We start from the raw sequence: 17061 nt of genomic DNA, 5'->3' as shown, positions 1-17061 counted from the left end.
AAGCGGATGGCGCCGGTCGCGGTTGCGCGCTAGGTTGGCCGCATGCTGGCCTGGACCCACCCCGCCTGCCTCGACCACGATCCCGGCCCGGAGCATCCGGAACAGCCGGCGCGACTGCGCGTGGTGCTCGACGCGCTGCGCGCGGCCTATCCCGGCCTGCCCTGGCGGCAGGCGCCGATGGCCCAGCGCGGCGACCTGCTGCGGGTCCACACCGCCGAGCTGGTGGACGAGGTACTGGCGCCGGTCGCCGACGGCCTGCAGCGCCTGGATCCGGATACCGTGCTGTGCCCGGCCTCGGGCCGCGCCGCCCTGTACGCCGCCGGCGCCGGCGCGGCGGCGATCGACGCGGTGATGGCCGGCGAGGCCGAGACCGCCTTCTGCGCCGTGCGCCCGCCCGGCCACCACGCCACCGCCGACGCGGCGATGGGTTTCTGCCTGTTCAACAACATCGCCGTGGCCGCCGCCCATGCGCGCGAGCGCCACGGCCTGGAACGCATCGCGATCGTCGACTTCGACGTGCACCACGGCAACGGCACCCAGGCGATCTTCCAGCGCCAGCCGGCGGTGGCCTACTTCAGCAGCCACCAGTCCGGGCTCTACCCGCACACCGGCAGCGTGCACGAACGCGGCGCCGGCAACCTGCACAACGCGCTGTTGCCGCCGGGCAGCGGCGGCTTCCGCTTCCGCAACACCTGGCTGGATTCGCTGCTGCCGGCGCTGGACGACTTCCGGCCGCAGCTGCTGCTGGTATCGGCCGGCTTCGACGCGCACCTGGCCGACCCGCTGGCCGACCTGATGCTCGAGGCCGAGGACTTCGCCTGGATCACCGCCGAACTGCGCGCGATCGCCGCCCGCCACGGCGGCGGCCGGTTGGTGTCCATGCTCGAGGGCGGCTACAACCTCGACGCGCTGGCCGAGTGCGCGGTGGCGCACGTCGGCGCCCTGCAGGACTGACCCGCCCGGTGCCGGCGGCGCCGGATGAACCTCGCCTGCGCCGCGGGCCGGCTTTCATTGCCCGCATGCACCCGCATCCGGCAAGCTACCGGCGATTTTCCGGCCTGGATGCCCCCCGCCCGTGCGTTCCCCCCTGCGCCTGCTCCCGCTGTCCCTGAGCATCGCCGTCTGCCTGCCGGCGATGGCGGATGAAAAACCGCTGAGCTGGGCGCTGTGTCCGATCGGCGACATCATCCCGCCGTTCGAGGGGGCGCCACCGGCGGCCCAGCCCGGCGACCCGGCGCGCGAGAACCAGCCCACGGTGATCGAGGGCGACGAGCAGAGCGGCACCCGCGCCACCCCGCAGATCCAGGGAAACGTCGCCCTGATCCGCGGCGACCAGTTCCTGGGCACCGACAGCCTCAACTTCGACACCGAGGCCGGCACCTACGTGGCCGAAGGCAACGTCCGCTACCAGGACTCGGGCATCCGCATCGTCGCCGACCGCGCCGAGGGCAACCAGAACACCGACACCCACACCATCACCAACATCCGCTACCAGCTGGTGGACCGGCGCGGCAACGGCGGCGCCGACTCGATCGCGCTGACCGGCCCGCTCGGGCAGATGCACCACTCCACCTACAGCACCTGCGATCCCTCGCAGCGCATGTGGGACCTGCGCGCGCAGCGGATCGACGTGGACAGCGACGAGGGCTTCGGCGTGGCCCGCAACGCGGTGCTGCGGATGGGCAGGTTCCCGGTGCTGTACGTGCCCTGGTTCAAGTTCCCGGTCGACGACCGCCGCCAGACCGGCCTGCTCTACCCGTCGGTGAGCATGTCCGGGCGCAACGGCTTCGACTACCGCCAGCCGATCTACCTGAACCTGGCGCCGAACTACGACATGACCCTGATGCCGCGCTGGATGAGCAAGCGCGGGCTGCTGCTGGACAGCGAGTTCCGCTACCTCTATTCGGGCGGCCGCGGCATCTTCAATGCAGCGTACATGCCCAACGACAGCCTGCGCGATCGCGACCGCGGGCGCTTCCAGTTCAGCGGCTACCACAACCTCAGCGGCACCTGGCAGGCACGTGCGAACCTGGGCTGGGTCAGCGACGAACGCTACATCGAGGACTTCGCCAACCGCCTCGCCGGCATTTCCGCGTCCTACCTGCAGAGCACGGCGGGCGTCTACGGCGTCGGCCAGTACTGGAACGCCGGCGCGATGGCCGAGCACTTCCAGCTCACCGACTACACCCTCACCGACGCCAACCTTCCCTACAGCCGGCTGCCGCGCGTCTACGTCAACTGGGAGCAGCCGCTGGGCCAGTGGCTCGACGCCGGCGTGTGGGCCGAGGCAGTGCACTTCGACCACAGTGAACGCCCCGGCGGCAGCCGCCTGGACGTGAAGCCCTACGTCTCGGCGCGGCTGGCCGGGCCGGCCTGGTACATCACCCCGACCCTGGCCTGGCGCTACACCGCCTACCAGCTGGAAAGCGGCCTGGCGGAACAGCTCGGCGGCGATGCCTCGCCCTCCCGCAACCTGCCGATCACCACGCTCGACGCGGGCGTGTACTTCGACCGCCACACCACCATCGGCGACGAAGCCTACCTGCACACACTGGAACCGCGGCTGTTCTACCTCAACGCCCCGTACCGCGAGCAGGACGGGCTGCCGCTGTTCGACACCCGGCCGTTCACCTTCAGCTGGGGCCAGCTGTTCCGCGACAACCGCTATTCCGGCGCCGACCGCCAGACCGACGCCAACCAGCTGACCGTGGCCCTGAGCACACGCCTGATCCGCGAAGCCGACGGCCGCGAGAAGCTGTCGGCCAGCCTGGGCCAGATCCGCTACTTCGAGGATTCGCGGGTGGTGGCCCCGGGCGAGCTGCCGGTGCAGGAAGGCAAGTCGGCCTGGGTGGCCGACGGCAACTACGTGATCAACGACCGCTGGACCCTCGGCGCCTCCTACCAGTGGGACCCGAAGTTCCGCCGCGAGGACCTGGCCAGCGTGCGCGCCCGCTACCTGTGGCCCGGCGACGGCGTGGCCAACCTGAGCTACCGCTACCGCCGCGACCTGCTCGAGCAGGCGGACTTCTCCTTCCTGTACCCGATCAACCCCACCTGGAGCGTGGTCGGCCGCTACTACCACTCGCTGGCCGACGACAAGCTGCTGGAGGCCATCGGCGGCGTGCAGTGGGACAGCTGCTGCCTGGCGGTGCGGGTGGTGGCCCGGCGCTACGTGCGCAACCGCGCCGGCGAGCTCGACAACGCCGTTCAGGTGGAATTCGTGCTAAAGGGCCTAGGGTCGGCTGGCCAGGACACGGAGCGCACCCTGCGCCGTGCTATTCTCGGCTACCACCGCGACGACCTGTATCTGGTCCCGCCCAGCAACACCACGCCCGATCCGGACGACTACGATCCGAACCTCATTCCGTGAGTCCATGAGCCTTCGCCTTTCCGCGACCTTCCTGGCCGCAGCCGCCCTCTTCTCGCTTCCCTTCGCCGCACCGGCCCAGCAACTGCAGCCGATCGAACGCATCGCCGCGGTCGTGGACGAGGACGTGGTGCTGCAGAGCGAACTGGACCTGGCGATGCAGAACATCATCGCCCAGTACGCCGGCCGCGAGGACCAGCTGCCGCCGCGCGCGGTGCTGGAGCGGCAGGTGCTCGAGCGGCTGGTGCTGACCCGCCTGCAGGTGGAGCGCGCCAAGGCCCAGGGCGTCCGCATCAGCGACCAGGAACTCAACCAGTCGGTGGCCGCCATCGCCCAGCAGAACGGGCTGACGCTCGACGGCCTGCGCCAGCGGCTGGCCGAGGACGGCCTGGCCTTCGACGATTTCCGCCGTTCGCTGGCCGACGAGATCATGATCCAGCGCCTGCGCCAGGGCTTCGCCCAGAGCCGGATCAACGTCAGCGAGAGCGAGGTCGACTCGGCGCTGGCCCAGCAGGCCTCGGGTGGCCGCCAGTTCCACCTGGCCCACATCCTGGTCGCCCTGCCCGAGGGCGCCACCGCCGAACAGATCGCCACCGGCCAGCGCAAGATCGAAGGCATCAAGAACGTGCTCGACCGCGGCGAACTGACCTTCCCCGCCGCCGCGGTGCGCTATTCCGACAGCCCCAACGCGCTGGAAGGCGGCGACCTGGGCTGGCGCAGCCAGGACGAGATCCCGACCGCGTTCTCGCGGATGATCGCCGACCTGTCGCCCGGCCAGATCATCGGCCCGATCCGCGGTCCCAGCGGCTTCCAGCTGCTGCAGCTGGTGGACGTGCGCGACGCCTCGGCCGGCGGCGGCCCCTCGCAGACGGTCACCGAATACCACGTGCGCCACGTCCTGGTCCGGATCAACGACCGCCAGGACGCCGCCGCCGCCAAGGCCAAGATCGACACCATGCATGCGCGGATCGCCGGCGGCGCCGACTTCCAGGCGGTGGCGCGCGAATCGTCCGAGGACAACAACACCCGCGGCCAGGGCGGCGACCTGGGCTGGTTCCCGGCCGACGCCTTCGGCGCGGACTTCGGCAACCAGATCACCGCGCTGAGCGACGGCGGCGTGTCCCAGCCGTTCCGTTCCGAGGCCGGCTGGCACGTGATCCAGCGGGTGGGCGTGCGGCAGACCGACGTCACCGACAACAACCGCCGCGCCCAGGTCCGCGAGACCATCGGCCGGCGCAAGCTGGAAGAGGACTTCAACCGCTACCTGCAGGAACTGCGCGGCGAAGCCTACGTCGTGTTCCGCACCGGCGATCGCGCCGAGGACGGCGGCACCACCGCGGCGCCGGCACCGCCCGCCGGCGGCTGAGATGGCGCTGCCCCGGCTGGCGCTGGTTCCCGGGGAACCGGCGGGAGTCGGCCCGGAGTTGTGTGTACGCCTGGCCCAGCGGCCACGCAGCGACTGCGCACTGGTCGCCTTCGCCGATCCGGCCACGCTGCGCGCGGCGGCCGACGCGCTCGGCCTGCCACTGAACCTGCTGCATGAGGACGAACCGGCGCGCGGCGCCGGCGACTTGCCGCTGCGCATGTTCCCCAACGACAACGCCGTGGCCTTCGGCCATCCGGACCCGCGCAACGCGGGCGCGGTGATCGGCGCCCTGCTCGACGCCGCCGACGGCTGCATCCGCGGCGACTTCGCCGGCATGGTCACCGGCCCGGTGCACAAGGCGGCGATCAACGAGGGCGGCATCCCGTACACCGGTACCACCGAACTGCTCGCCGGCCACGCCGGCCGCGAGGTGGTGATGATGTTGGCCAACGAGGTCATGCGCGTGGCCCTGGCCACCACCCACCTGCCCCTGCGCCGGGTCGCCGACGCCATCGACGCCGACCTGCTGCGCCGCGTGCTGCGCACCACCGAGGCGGCGCTGCGCGAGGATTTCGGGATCGCCGAACCGGTGATCGCGGTGCTCGGCCTGAACCCGCATGCCGGCGAAGCGGGACACCTGGGCCACGAGGAGATCGACACGATCGTCCCGCTGCTGGCCGAGCTGCACAGCGGCGGGATGCGCGTGGTCGGCCCGCTGCCCGCCGACACCGCCTTCCTGCCGCAGAAGCTGGCCGGCTTCGACGCGGTGCTGGCCATGTACCACGACCAGGGCCTGCCGGTGCTCAAGTACAGCGGTTTCGAGCGCGCGGTGAACCTGACCCTGGGCCTGCCCTACCCGCGCGTGGCGGTCGACCACGGCACCGCGCTGGACCTGGCTGGGCGTGGCGTGGCCGATCCGTCCAGCCTGGAGGCGGCGGTGGCCACCTGTGCGCGGATGGCGGCGCGGCGGCAGGCGCGGTAGCTCGCGGGCTGCGGGCGGCGCTTCTCGGAGCAAGAGCCGAAGCAGAAGCAGATGCATCGGCTTCGGACGGGGCCGCCGTGCCCTGGGGGTCTGGCGCATCGCTCCACTCCGGCGTCCTGCCTCCGAGTCGCGAGCGCAGCACATCCCTGTGCTGCTTGCGCCAGACCCCCAGGGCACGACGGCCTCGGGTGGCTTCGAGGTCGCAGCTTCGATCAGACGAGCAACAGCAACAGCAACGGCACCCCTCCCCGACCCGCCCGGCCCTCAGGCACCACCTTCGAGCGTTCATCGGTCTGCACGCCAGTGCTTGCAGGCCCTCTTCACCCCCCTTCGCCTGCGGCGAATGGGAGGGGGCAAACCTGCGACGGAACTGCTTTCTGTAGGAGCGGGCATGACCGCGACCCGACGCCGTCGGCCCAAGCGACGACYTCGTAGTTCCGACGGCGTCGGGTCGCGGTCATGCCCGCTCCTACAAGAGCCGAGCGCTGCTCATCGCCTGAACGGAGCCATGACGCCAAAGCTCCCGGAGACGTGGCGGGCCGGGAGTATTGCGGCAGCGGCCAGGGATGGCCGCGTCGGTGAGTCGGCACAGGGATGTGCCGTCGAGACGACCGCAATACTCCCGGCCTGCCGCGGCTCAGCCCGAAGCCGACCACACCCGGTGCTTTTGACTTTGCGGTTGCGGTTGCGGTTGCCGGGCCAAGCAAGGCTGGCAAACAGGTCGCCGACAAGACTGATCTTGCACCAGTGCACAGCGGGCAACGCCGCGGCGACCCGGCTCAGAACAGTTCGCCCGCCTCGCGCGCCGGCGCCTTCAGGCCCAGGTGGCGGTAGGCCTTGGACGTGGCCATGCGGCCGCGCGCGGTGCGGACCAGGAAGCCCTGCTGGATCAGGTACGGCTCGATCACGTCCTCCAGCGTGCCACGCTCCTCCGACAGCGAGGCGGCCAATGACTCCACACCCACCGGCCCACCATCGAAATGCTCGACGATGGTGCGCAGCATGCGCCGGTCGAGTTCGTCGAAGCCCTCCGGGTCGACCTTGAGCATCGTCATCGCCGCCTCGGCCACCGCCGCGTTGACGTGGCCGGCGGCCCTGACCTGGGCATAGTCGCGCACCCGCCGCAGCAGGCGGTTGGCGATGCGCGGCGTGCCGCGCGCGCGGCGCGCGATCTCGCCGGCACCCCCGGCCTCGCAGTCGATCCCCAGGATCGCCGCCGAGCGGCGCACGATCAGGGTCAGCTCCTCCGGCGAATAGAATTCCAGCCGCTGGACGATGCCGAAGCGGTCGCGCAGCGGCGCGGTCAGCAGGCCGGCGCGGGTGGTCGCGCCGATCAGGGTGAACGGCGGCAGGTCCAGCTTGATCGAGCGCGCGGCCGGACCCTCGCCGATCATGATGTCGATCTGGAAGTCCTCCATCGCCGGATACAGGACCTCCTCGACTACCGGCGAGAGGCGGTGGATCTCGTCGATGAACAGCACGTCGTGCGGCTGCAGGTTGGTCAGCAGCGCGGCCAGGTCGCCCGCCTTCTCGATCACCGGGCCGGAGGTGACCCGCAGGTTCACCCCCAGCTCGTTGGCGATGACGTGGCTGAGCGTGGTCTTGCCCAGCCCGGGCGGCCCGAAGATCAGGACATGGTCCAGCGCCTCGCCGCGGCCCTTGGCCGCCTCGATGTAGATGCCCAGCTGCTCGCGCACCGGCTGCTGGCCCAGGTATTCGTCCAGGCGCTTGGGCCGGATCGAGGCCTCGATGGCCTCGTCCTCGCGGGTGGAGGCGGAAGCGATGATGCGGTCGTCGGTCATGCGGGGATTATGGCCGCTGCGCGCGCGCTTTGCTGCCCGCTTTTCCCCCTCCCTTTGCGCGCAGCGCAAAGGGAGGGTCGGGGAGGGGTGCTCTTGCTGTTGCTTTCGCGATCACTGCCAAAGCAGAGCAACAGCCAAAGCCAAAGCACCCCTTCGCCAGCCCGTCCGGCCCTCAGGCACAGCCTTCGGGCGTTCATCGGGCTGCACGCCAGTGGCGTGCAAGCAGCCCTCTTCACCCCCTTCGCCTGCGGCGAAAGGGAGGGAGCCAAGGGCACGCGACTGGAGGTGACGCTAGATCTCCACCTGCGAACCCAGTTCGACCAGCCGGTTGCCCGGGATCCGGAAGAACCCCGTCGCCGGCGCCGCGTTGCGGTGCATGACCGTGAACAGCCGGTCGCGCCAGATCGGCATGCCGCGGCGGGCGCTGGCCACCACCGTCTCGCGGCTGGCGAAATAGGTCGTGTCCATCGGGTCGAACGACAGCCCGCCCACGTCGCAGGCACGCATCAGCGCCAGCGGCACGTCCGGCGTCTCCATGAAGCCGAAACGCACGATGACCCGGTAGAAGTCGTCGCCGATCTGGTCCATCCGCAGCCGCTTGTCCGCCGGCGCGTGCGGCACCGGCAGCGTCTCCACGGTCAGGAACACGTTGCGTTCATGCAGCACCTTGTTGTGCTTGAGGTTGTGCAGCAACGCGTGCGGCACCACCGTGCCATCGGTGGTCAGGAACACCGCCGTGCCGGGCACGCGTGCCGGTGGCGCCAGCATCAGTCCCGGCAGGAAGGTGTCGACGCGGATGCCGTCCTTCCTCAGTTCCTCGCGCATCAGCTCGCGGCCGCGGCGCCAGGTGCGCATCAGGGTGAACAGGACGATGCCCAGCACCACCGGGAACCAGGCGCCCTGCATCAGCTTGGCGCCGTTGGCCACCACGAAGGCCAGGTCGATCAGGAAGAACACCACGCACAGCGGCAGCACCCAGTTGCGCCAGCGTGGCCACAGCGCGCGCGCCACCAGCGCCAGCAGCAGGGTGTCGATCAGCATGGTCGCCGACACCGAGATGCCGTAGGCCACCGCCAGGTTGCTCGAGCTGCGGAACACCAGCACCAGCCCGATCACCATCACCATCAGCAGCCAGTTGATGCCGGGGATGTAGATCTGGCCGATGGTGTCGTGCGAGGTGTGCTTGATCCGCATCCGCGGGATGTAGCCCAGCTGCATGGCCTGGCGCGACACCGAGAACGCGCCGGTGATCACCGCCTGCGAGGCGATCACCGCGGCCAGGGTGGCCAGCACGATCATCGGGTACAGCGCCCACCCGGGCACCGACTCGTAGAACGGGTTGCGCACCAGCTCCGGGTGTTCCAGCACCAGCGCGCCCTGCCCCAGGTAGTTCAGCACCAGGCACGGCAGCACGAAGAAGTACCAGCCGTGCCGGATCGGCGGCGCGCCGAAGTGGCCCATGTCGGCGTACAGCGCCTCGCCGCCGGTCACCGCCAGCACCACTGCGCCGAGGATGAACACTCCGTGCCAGCCGTGCTCCACGAAGAACAGCGCGCCCCAGTACGGGTTGAACGCCTTGAGCACCTCCGGCGCCAAAACGATGTTCCAGATGCCGATCGCCGCCAACGCCACGAACCACAGGCAGGTGATCGGGCCGAACACCCTGCCGACCTTCTCGGTGCCGAAGCGCTGGGCCATGAACACCAGCAGCAGCACCGCCACGGTGATCGGCACGACGAAGTTGTGCAGCGCCGGCGCGGCGATCTCCAGGCCCTCGACCGCGCCGAGCACCGAGATCGCCGGGGTGATCACCCCGTCGCCGAAGAACAGCGAGGCGCCGAAGATGCCGAGGATGCCCACCACATAGGCCGAGCGCGAGCCGTTCTTCAGGGTGCGCTGGGCCAGCGCCATCAGCGCCATGATGCCGCCCTCGCCCTCGTTGTCGGCGCGCATGATGATGGTCACGTACTTCAGCGTCACCACCACCATCAGCGCCCAGAACGCTAGCGACAGCACGCCCAGCACCGTGTCGTGGTCGCTGTCCAGGCCGTAGTGCGGCGAGAACGCCTCCTTCAGCGTGTACAGCGGGCTGGTGCCGATGTCGCCGAAGACCACGCCGATCGCGCCGACGACCAGTGCCAGGTGACCGGCGCCGACACCGTGCGAAGGCGCACCGTGCGGGCCGGAGGCAGGCGTGGGGGTATGCGCTGCGGACATGGCGGCCCTAGGTTAGCGCGGTCGCGCGGGTAGCGCGTGCGGCGGCCTGCGCCTCAGCGCAGCGCCGACTGCAGGGCCTTGCGGATGATCGCGGCCGCGTCGTCGCCGGCCGCGGCCGCGTCGCGGGCCATGCGCACGGCCTCGGCCGGCTTGTAGCCGAGCTGCTGCAGGGCGTTGACCGCATCGGCCACCGGATCGCCGGCCGCGGTCGGCACGCCCGCTGGCGCGCCGCCGGCCAGGTCGGCGGCGCGGTCGCGCAGCTCCACCACCATGCGCTCGGCGGTCTTCTTGCCGATCCCGGGAATGCGGGTCAGCGCGGTCACGTCGCCGGCCTGCACCAGCCGCGCGAACTCGTCCACGCTCACCCCCGACAGCACCGCCAGGGCGATCTTCGCGCCGATGCCGCTGACCTTCTGCACGTCGCGGAACAGGCGCCGTTCGCTTTCGCGCAGGAAGCCGTACAGCGACACGCTGTCTTCCTTCTGCGCGTAGTGGGTGAACAGCGCCACCTCGCGCCCGACCTCGGGCAGGTCGTAGAAGGTGCTCATCGGCGCCTCGAGCTCGTAGCCGACGCCATTGACGTCGACCACCAGCCACGGCGGCTGCTTCAGGGCGAGGATGCCGCGCAGGCGTCCGATCATGTTGCCGCTCCGGAACGGATGGTGTGTGGGGTCACTTGCGGCTCCAGGCCAGGCGCGCATCGACGCCCAGCCGTTGCGCGGTGGCGCGCACGTGGGCATGTGTCAGGGCGATGGCCAGCGCGTCGGCGGCGTCGGCCTGCACCTTGCCGGTCAGGCCGAGCATGGCCGCCACCATGTGCTGGATCTGGGCCTTGTCCGCGCCCCCGGTTCCGACCACGGCCAGCTTGACCTCGCGCGCGGCGTACTCGCTGACCGGCAGGTCGCGCAGGACCACCGCGCTGATCGCCGCGCCGCGCGCCTGGCCGAGCTTGAGTGCCGAATCGGCGCTGCGGCCGACGAAGACCTGCTCGATGGCCGCTTCCTGCGGCCGGTATTCGTCGATCAGCGCCGCCAGCCCGTGCAACAGCCGCTTCAGGCGCGCGGCGAAGTCGCCTTCGCCGAGCAGCACCAGCGGCTGGTGGTGGACATGGCGGACGCGACCGGCCGCGTCGACGTCGATGATGCCGATGCCAGTGCGCTGCGAGCCCGGATCGATGCCGAGGATGCGCACCGTGGCCTGCGGCGCCGGCGGACGGGCGGCGGTCACGCGGCTACCTCCGGAACGGGATCCCGGGCCGCAACCGCCACCGCTTGGCCCGCGGCCGGGTGCATGTTCAGCCGGCGTCGCCCAGGTCGGCGTTGGAATAGACGTTCTGCACGTCGTCCAGGTCCTCGAGCATGCCCAGCAGCTTGACCACCTGCTGGGCGGTGTCGCCGGACACGGCGATGTCGTTGTCGGCGCGGAAGGTCACCTCGGCATAGCCCGGCGCCAGGCCGGCCGCCTCCATCGCCTGCTTCACCGCCTCGAAGTTCTCGGGCGCGGTGACCACGTCGATCGCGCCGTCCTCCGGATAGGCCACCACGTCGTCGGCGCCGGCCTCGATCGCCGCTTCGGTGATCCGGTCCTCGTCGCCGCCCTCGTAGCTGAGCACGCCCAGGCGCCTGAACATGAAGGCCACCGAGCCCTCGGTACCCATGTTGCCGCCGCTCTTGGAGAAGGCGTGGCGCACGTCGGCCACGGTGCGCACCCGGTTGTCGGTCAGGCAGTCGACGATCACCGCCACGCCGCCCGGCGCGTAGCCCTCGTAGCGGATCTCCTCGTACTCGACCCCTTCCAGCTCGCCGGTGGCCTTCTTGATCGCGCGCTCGATCACGTCCTTGGACATGTTGGCGGCCAGCGCCTTGTCCATCGCCGCGCGCAGCCGCGGGTTGTTGGCCGGCTCGCCGCCGCCGGCGCGGGCGGCCACGCCGATCTCGCGGATCAGCTTGGTGAACACCTTGCCGCGCTTGGCGTCGGTGGCGTTCTTGCGGGCTTCGATCGAGGGGCCACGACCCATGGAGCTCACGCTGCGTATCCGGACAGGAACGCGATTATACCGGCCCCTGCAAGGCGTCCTCCGCTGCCGGACCGGTGAACGCGCCCGTGCGCAGGAACGCGACCGCCTGCCGCGCCGCCTCGGCCGAGAACACCAGCCCGGTATGGCTGGCATGCACCTGGCAGCGGGCCGCCAGGCCGGGCAGGCAGGTCTCGGCCACCGCCACCGTGCCGTCCGACGGCCCGTCGAACCGCGCGAACAGGCGGCCGATGCCACGCGCGACGTCGCCGGCGACCATGCCCACCGGCACGCGCCCGTCCCACGAGGCGCAACCGGCCTGCAGCAGGGCGCTGCTGCGACCCAGCGCCCAGGCCAGGCGCGGATGCCCGGCCAGCGCATGCGCGGCGGCGCTGCCGCGCAACGGCGAACCCAGGCAGACCATGCGCGGCACCGGCAGGTCCGGCGCCCGCCGCAACGCCTCGAGTGCGACGAGCCCGCCCAGGCTGTGTCCGACCAGATATTGCGGCGGGCCGCCGCGCAGCCGTGCGATGAGCGCCTCGATCGCCGGCTCCGGCCCGCCGACGATGCTCGGGTAGCCGAACGTCCGCACCCGGAACCCGGCGCGATGCAGCCGCCACGCCAGCGGCACCAGCCACCATTTCGCATTCCAGATGCCATGGACCAGCACGACTCGGTCCGTGACCGGCAAGGCCACCGTTTCGTCGGCGCCGGAGCGGTCGTCCGAAGCACTCATGGCGCCGCACCGCCGTCCTGCTGTTTCCATGCCCGCGGCGACAGCCCGCTGTGCGCCTTGAACGCACGCGACAACGCCGCCTCGCTGCCGTAACCGACCTCGGCCGCCACTACCTTCAACGGCCGTCCCCGGCGCAGCGCCTGCTGGGCCAGGCCCACCCGCCAGCCCTGCAGGTACTGGCCCGGGGTGGTGCCCAGCGCCTCGCGGAAGGCGGCGGCGAACACGCTGCGCGACATCCCGGCCACCGCGGCCAGATCCTCCAGCGTCCACTCCCGGGCCGGCGATTCGTGCATGGCGACGATGGCATTGCGCAGGCGCGGATGCGACAGCCCCGACAGCAGGCCGCCGCGCACCTCGCCGCTCTCCATCAGGTGCCGCAGCAGCTGGATCATCACCACCTCGAACAGCCGGTCGACCATCGCCTGGCGGCCGCAGCGCCGCTCGAATGCCTCCTCGAACAGCAGCGCCAGGACCGGTTCGGCGCCCTGCAGCGCCGCCAGCGGCATGCAGGCGAACGCCGGCAGCGCGGCGGCGACCGGATTCTGCACGCCGCCCTCGAAGCGCAGGTTGGCGCAGGCCATGTCCGCGCCGCGCTCCGGGTCGGTGCTGAACCGGTGCGCCAGCGGGCGCGGGTACAGCAGCAGGCTCGGCTCCCCGACCTGCACCGTGCTCCCGGCATGCGAGACCTCCACCGGCCCGCGCTGGACCAGGTGCAGCTGGCCGAACCCGTCATCGCCATCCAGGGCGTTGATCCCGCACAGCGGGCCGGCGTGGAACACCTGCGCACTGACCGGGAACCGTTCCAGCAGCACCGCGAGCCGATCGACCATCTCGTACTCCAGATCAAGTTTTCAGGATTTCATGTAACAAATCGTAGCAGCGGCCGGCGCAAAGTACCCCTGCCCGAACGGCATCGACCCCCGACCCCAGGAATCCCGCCATGTCCATCGAAAAGGTTCTCTACACCGCCACTGCCACCGCCACCGGCGGCCGCGAAGGCCAGGCCACCTCCTCCGACGGCCTGCTGGCCGTGAAGCTGTCCACCCCGCGTGAGCTGGGCGGTGCCGGCGGCGACGGCACCAATCCGGAACAGTTGTTCGCCGCCGGCTACTCGGCCTGCTTCCTCGGCGCGCTGAAGTTCGTCGCCGGCAGGCAGAAGCTGGCCCTGCCCGCCGACACCTCGATCACCGGCAAGGTCGGCATCGGCCAGATCCCCACCGGCTTCGGCATCGAGGTCGAACTGACCATCGCCGTGCCCGGCCTGCCGCGCGAGCAGGTGCAGGCCCTGGTCGAACAGGCCCACATCGTCTGCCCGTACTCCAACGCCACCCGCGGCAACATCGACGTCTCGCTCGTCGTCGCCTGAGTTCCCTTCCCCCACCCTCGCTCAAGGAAGAAAGACCATGAACGCCATCACTCGCACCTTCGCCGCCAGCCTGCTGGCCATCGCCACCCAGGCCGGCACCGACGCCCAGGCCGCTCCGGCCAACGCCGCCGCCCAGGCCGCCCGTGCCAGCGCCCAGGGCAGCTACGTCACCACCGCCGACGGCGTGCAGCTCTACTACAAGGACTGGGGTCCGAAGGACGGTCCGGTCGTCACCTTCAGCCACGGCTGGCCGCTGAACTCGGACAGCTGGGAATCGCAGATGCTGTTCCTGGCCGACAAGGGCTACCGCGTGGTCGCCCATGACCGCCGCGGCCACGGCCGCTCCAGCCAGCCCTGGGAAGGCAACGACATGGACCACTACGCCGACGACCTGGCCGCGGTGATCCAGGCGCTGGACCTGAAGGACGTGACCCTGGTGGGCTTCTCCACCGGCGGCGGCGAAGTGGCGCGCTACATCGGCCGCCACGGCACCGCGCGGGTGAAGAAGGCCGTGCTGGTCGCCGCGGTGCCGCCGTTGATGCTCAAGACCGCCGACAACCCCGGCGGCCTGCCGCTCGAGGTGTTCGACGGCCTGCGCAAGGCCTCGCTGGACAACCGCTCGCAGCTGTACCTGGACATCGCCTCGGGACCGTTCTTCGGCTTCAACCGGCCCGGTGCCCAGCCCTCGCAGGGCCTGATCCAGTCCTTCTGGGTGCAGGGCATGCAGGCCGGGCACAAGAACACCTACGACTCCATCGCCGCGTTCTCGGCCACCGACTTCCGCCAGGACCTGGCCAGGTTCGACGTGCCGACCCTGGTCGTCCACGGCGACGACGACCAGATCGTGCCGATCGACGCCTCGGCACGCGCCTCGGCCGCGCTGGTGAAGGACGCGAAACTGATCGTCTACCCCGGTGCGCCCCATGGCTTGGCCGACACCCACAAGGACCGGCTCAACCAGGACCTGCTGGACTTCCTGCAGGAGTGAAGCGGACACGGGCACGGCCGCAGGCTGTGCCGGGAACGGAGAACGGCCGCTGCAACGCGGCCGTTCTCCTGTTTCCTTGTGGCCGGCCCCGATGAGCGGCGGCGCCTGTGCAGCACTGTGGATCCGGAGTCCGCGTCATGCACACACTCCGGTCCTCGTCATCGTCGGAAGTTTCGTCGGGTTATCCACCTCTCTGCTCCTGTCCATGCGCGGCATCGCACATGGGCTTGTCGAGCAGCAAGCCCGCAGTGCGTCCCATCCGCGGGCGATGGTTGCACGAATGACCGGGGCACGGCGGCGATGGCATGCTGCGCAGCCCCTTCATGGACGAATCCATGCCCATATCTTCTGCCCTCTTCCTGCTGCTCCTGGCGGCCTCGCCCGTACAGGTGGATGCCGCTCCCGGACGACCTTCCGATCCCGTCGAGGCTTGCCGTGGGTGGATCGAAGGCCGGGCCTGGACCAGCCAGGAAGACGATCCGCAGACCCGGATACTTTCCCCGGAGGTGGCCTGCTTCGATGGAGTGGTCGCGACCGGTTCGCTGGATGTCCTCCATGGCTGGATCGATGCGACCGGGACGGCAGCGCCGCCAGTGCTGGTCGTGCGTTCGCGGGGCGGGGATTCGGAGATTGCGTTGGGCCTGGCCGAGAAGCTGCAGGCACGGGACGCCAGCGTGCACGTGGTCGGGGTCTGCGCATCGGCGTGCGCCAATTACTTCTATGCCGGCGTGCGCGATCGCCATGTCCAGGATGCGTCGCTGGTGCTCTTCCATGGCGGCTTTTCCGACGGCAACCGGGCGCGGGCGCGGGCCACGCTGGAGGCCTACCTGAGCGGACCGCAGGGTGGGACCGTGCCGGATCCCGAAGCCAACCGCCAGGCGATCCGTCGGTCGCTGGATGCGTTGCAGGCGCACCAGGATGCGCTCTATCGGCGGGTCGAGGTCGATCCGCGCATCGTGCACGGGTTCGACGAACTCGATGCGGCCGCACTCGATGAACCGCGATGCGGTGGACCCTCCCAGGCGCCACGCCATTTCCTCTACTTCGACGATGCGCAGATGGGGCGGCTGGGCATCGCCCCGGTGTCCGGGCGAACGGAGCAGGATCCGCAGCGGGTCAATGCGTCCATCGCCGCCCTGGGTGCCGGGTTCATCGCCTGTCTCGCGCCGGAAGCCGAATTCGCCGGGACCGGACCGCAGAAGGAGGGGTGATCCCGCCGGGCGATGGCGGGGTACGGCGCCAGGCGGGCGCCAGGGCGGGACCCAAACGCGACGCAGGACGAAAGGTCATGTTTTCAGGATTATTCGATCCATTTCGTCCTGAGCGGGACCGTATCGTGGTCACCACTGGCCGACCGGCCAGCTACCCCCAGACCGGAAGGAGATCCGCCATGAAGTCGTTCAAGTCCCTCGCCCTGGCCTCTGCCGTTGCCACCGCCACTGCCACCGGCGCCTTCGCTGCCGACGCCCCGGCGGCCGAGGCCGCCGGCCGGAACACCACCGTCATCCTGGTCCACGGCGCCTTCGCCGAATCCGCCAGCTGGAACGGCGTCGTGCCGCGCCTGGCCGCCCGCGGCTACACCGTGGTCGCCGCGGCCAATCCCCTGCGCAGCGTGGCCGGCGATGCCGAGGTGGTCGATGGCCTGGTCGAACGCGCGCCCGGTCCGGTGGTGCTGGTCGGCCACTCCTACGGCGGCGCGGTGATCTCCAACGTCCAGGCCAATCCGAAGATCAAGGCGCTGGTCTACGTGGCGGCCTTCGCCCCCGAGCAGGGCGAAACGGTGCTGGACCTGACCGGCCGCTTCCCGGGCAGCACCCTGCCCGGCACCCTGGCCGAGCCGGTGCAGCGCGCCGGGGGCGGCGAAGACCTGTACATCCGCCAGGACGCGTTCTGGCAACAGTTCGCAAGCGACGTCCCCGAGGCCGAGGCGGCGGTGATGGCTTCGACCCAGCGCCCGGTCGCCAAGGCCGCGCTGACCGAAGCCAGCGGCCAGCCGCGCTGGAAGGACATCCCGTCGTGGTTCGTCTACGGCGACGCCGACAGGAACATCCCGGCCGAGGCGCTGCAGTACATGGCCGACCGCGCCGGCTCGCGCGGCACGGTGGTGATCCCGGGCGCCTCGCACGTGGTGATGACCTCGCAGCCGCAGGAAGTGGCCGCACTGATCGACCAGGCCGCGCAGGCGACCACGCGATAAGCGGCGACAGCATGTCGCGACGCGGA

General features: G+C 70.6%; 15 protein-coding genes and 1 pseudogene. 9 read left to right on the top strand and 7 right to left on the bottom strand.

The features are described from left to right. The first annotated feature begins 42 nt into the window (after positions 1-42). From WQ53_RS11780 to pdxA, 4 genes are all read left to right on the top strand, one after another. Positions 43-954 carry a histone deacetylase family protein gene (locus WQ53_RS11780; protein ID WP_052632622.1) on the top strand — a complete coding sequence of 304 codons (912 nt, stop codon included), beginning with the start codon at positions 43-45 and terminating at the stop codon, positions 952-954. A 121-nt stretch (positions 955-1075) separates the two neighbouring features. Then, entirely contained in the window at positions 1076-3370 is a 2295-nt protein-coding gene (gene lptD, locus WQ53_RS11775; protein WP_052632620.1) for an LPS assembly protein LptD, read from the top strand. Positions 3371-3374: 4 nt separating this feature from the next. After that, entirely contained in the window at positions 3375-4733 is a 1359-nt protein-coding gene (locus tag WQ53_RS11770) for a peptidylprolyl isomerase (RefSeq protein WP_052632617.1), read from the top strand. A gap of 1 nt (position 4734) precedes the next feature. Further along, positions 4735-5715: a 4-hydroxythreonine-4-phosphate dehydrogenase PdxA gene (gene pdxA / locus WQ53_RS11765; protein ID WP_052632615.1), complete on the top strand. Its 981-nt coding sequence runs from the start codon at positions 4735-4737 to the stop codon at positions 5713-5715. 779 nt (positions 5716-6494) lie between these two features. Here the strand turns inward: pdxA and ruvB are convergent. The 7 genes from ruvB to WQ53_RS11730 form a co-directional block, all read right to left on the bottom strand. Beyond that, the gene (ruvB, locus tag WQ53_RS11760) at positions 6495-7517 is read right to left on the bottom strand and encodes a Holliday junction branch migration DNA helicase RuvB (RefSeq protein WP_052632613.1); all 1023 of its coding nucleotides are present in this window, start codon (positions 7515-7517) and stop codon (positions 6495-6497) included. A gap of 291 nt (positions 7518-7808) precedes the next feature. Further along, complete coding sequence (locus tag WQ53_RS11755; protein ID WP_052632611.1) at positions 7809-9734, bottom strand: potassium transporter Kup; 1926 nt, start codon at positions 9732-9734, stop codon at positions 7809-7811. Positions 9735-9787: 53 nt separating this feature from the next. Continuing rightward, on the bottom strand, positions 9788-10375 hold the full coding sequence (ruvA, locus tag WQ53_RS11750; protein WP_052632610.1) for a Holliday junction branch migration protein RuvA: 588 nt from the start codon (positions 10373-10375) through the stop codon (positions 9788-9790). Positions 10376-10406: 31 nt separating this feature from the next. Beyond that, positions 10407-10925 carry a crossover junction endodeoxyribonuclease RuvC gene (ruvC, locus tag WQ53_RS11745; protein ID WP_052634059.1) on the bottom strand — a complete coding sequence of 173 codons (519 nt, stop codon included), beginning with the start codon at positions 10923-10925 and terminating at the stop codon, positions 10407-10409. Positions 10926-11028: 103 nt separating this feature from the next. Then, positions 11029-11751 (bottom strand): YebC/PmpR family DNA-binding transcriptional regulator, encoded by a 723-nt coding sequence (locus WQ53_RS11740; RefSeq protein WP_052632608.1) that lies wholly within the window; start codon positions 11749-11751, stop codon positions 11029-11031. 34 nt (positions 11752-11785) lie between these two features. Beyond that, a complete protein-coding gene (locus WQ53_RS11735; RefSeq protein ID WP_052632606.1) occupies positions 11786-12484 on the bottom strand; it encodes an esterase/lipase family protein in 699 nt (232 codons plus the stop codon). Next, on the bottom strand, positions 12481-13314 hold the full coding sequence (locus WQ53_RS11730) for an AraC family transcriptional regulator (protein ID WP_052632604.1): 834 nt from the start codon (positions 13312-13314) through the stop codon (positions 12481-12483). The genes WQ53_RS11735 and WQ53_RS11730 overlap by 4 nt, the downstream gene beginning before the upstream one ends. A gap of 110 nt (positions 13315-13424) precedes the next feature. On the opposite strand from WQ53_RS11730, the gene WQ53_RS11725 reads away from it, so the two are divergent. The 5 genes and pseudogenes from WQ53_RS11725 (at position 13425) to WQ53_RS11710 (ending at position 17035) form a co-directional block, all read left to right on the top strand. Beyond that, on the top strand, positions 13425-13850 hold the full coding sequence (locus WQ53_RS11725; protein WP_052632602.1) for an organic hydroperoxide resistance protein: 426 nt from the start codon (positions 13425-13427) through the stop codon (positions 13848-13850). A 37-nt stretch (positions 13851-13887) separates the two neighbouring features. Beyond that, a complete protein-coding gene (locus WQ53_RS11720; protein WP_052632600.1) occupies positions 13888-14838 on the top strand; it encodes an alpha/beta fold hydrolase in 951 nt (316 codons plus the stop codon). Further along, a pseudogene (locus WQ53_RS17440) lies at positions 14774-15052 on the top strand (hypothetical protein); the annotation flags it as partial. The gene WQ53_RS11720 and the pseudogene WQ53_RS17440, both read left to right, overlap by 65 nt. 91 nt (positions 15053-15143) lie before the next feature. Beyond that, complete coding sequence (locus WQ53_RS16860; RefSeq protein WP_236685855.1) at positions 15144-16049, top strand: hypothetical protein; 906 nt, start codon at positions 15144-15146, stop codon at positions 16047-16049. Positions 16050-16228: 179 nt separating this feature from the next. Further along, positions 16229-17035, top strand: coding sequence for an alpha/beta fold hydrolase (locus tag WQ53_RS11710; protein ID WP_052632596.1), 807 nt, complete (start codon positions 16229-16231; stop codon positions 17033-17035). Positions 17036-17061 lie beyond the last annotated feature (26 nt).

Origin of the sequence: Pseudoxanthomonas suwonensis, from assembly GCF_000972865.1 — a bacterium.
In the GTDB taxonomy this organism is placed as follows: Bacteria; Pseudomonadota; Gammaproteobacteria; order Xanthomonadales; family Xanthomonadaceae; genus Pseudoxanthomonas; species Pseudoxanthomonas suwonensis_B.
Note: the sequence above shows the minus strand (reverse complement) of the source record. Positions and strands in the feature narration are given on the sequence as shown.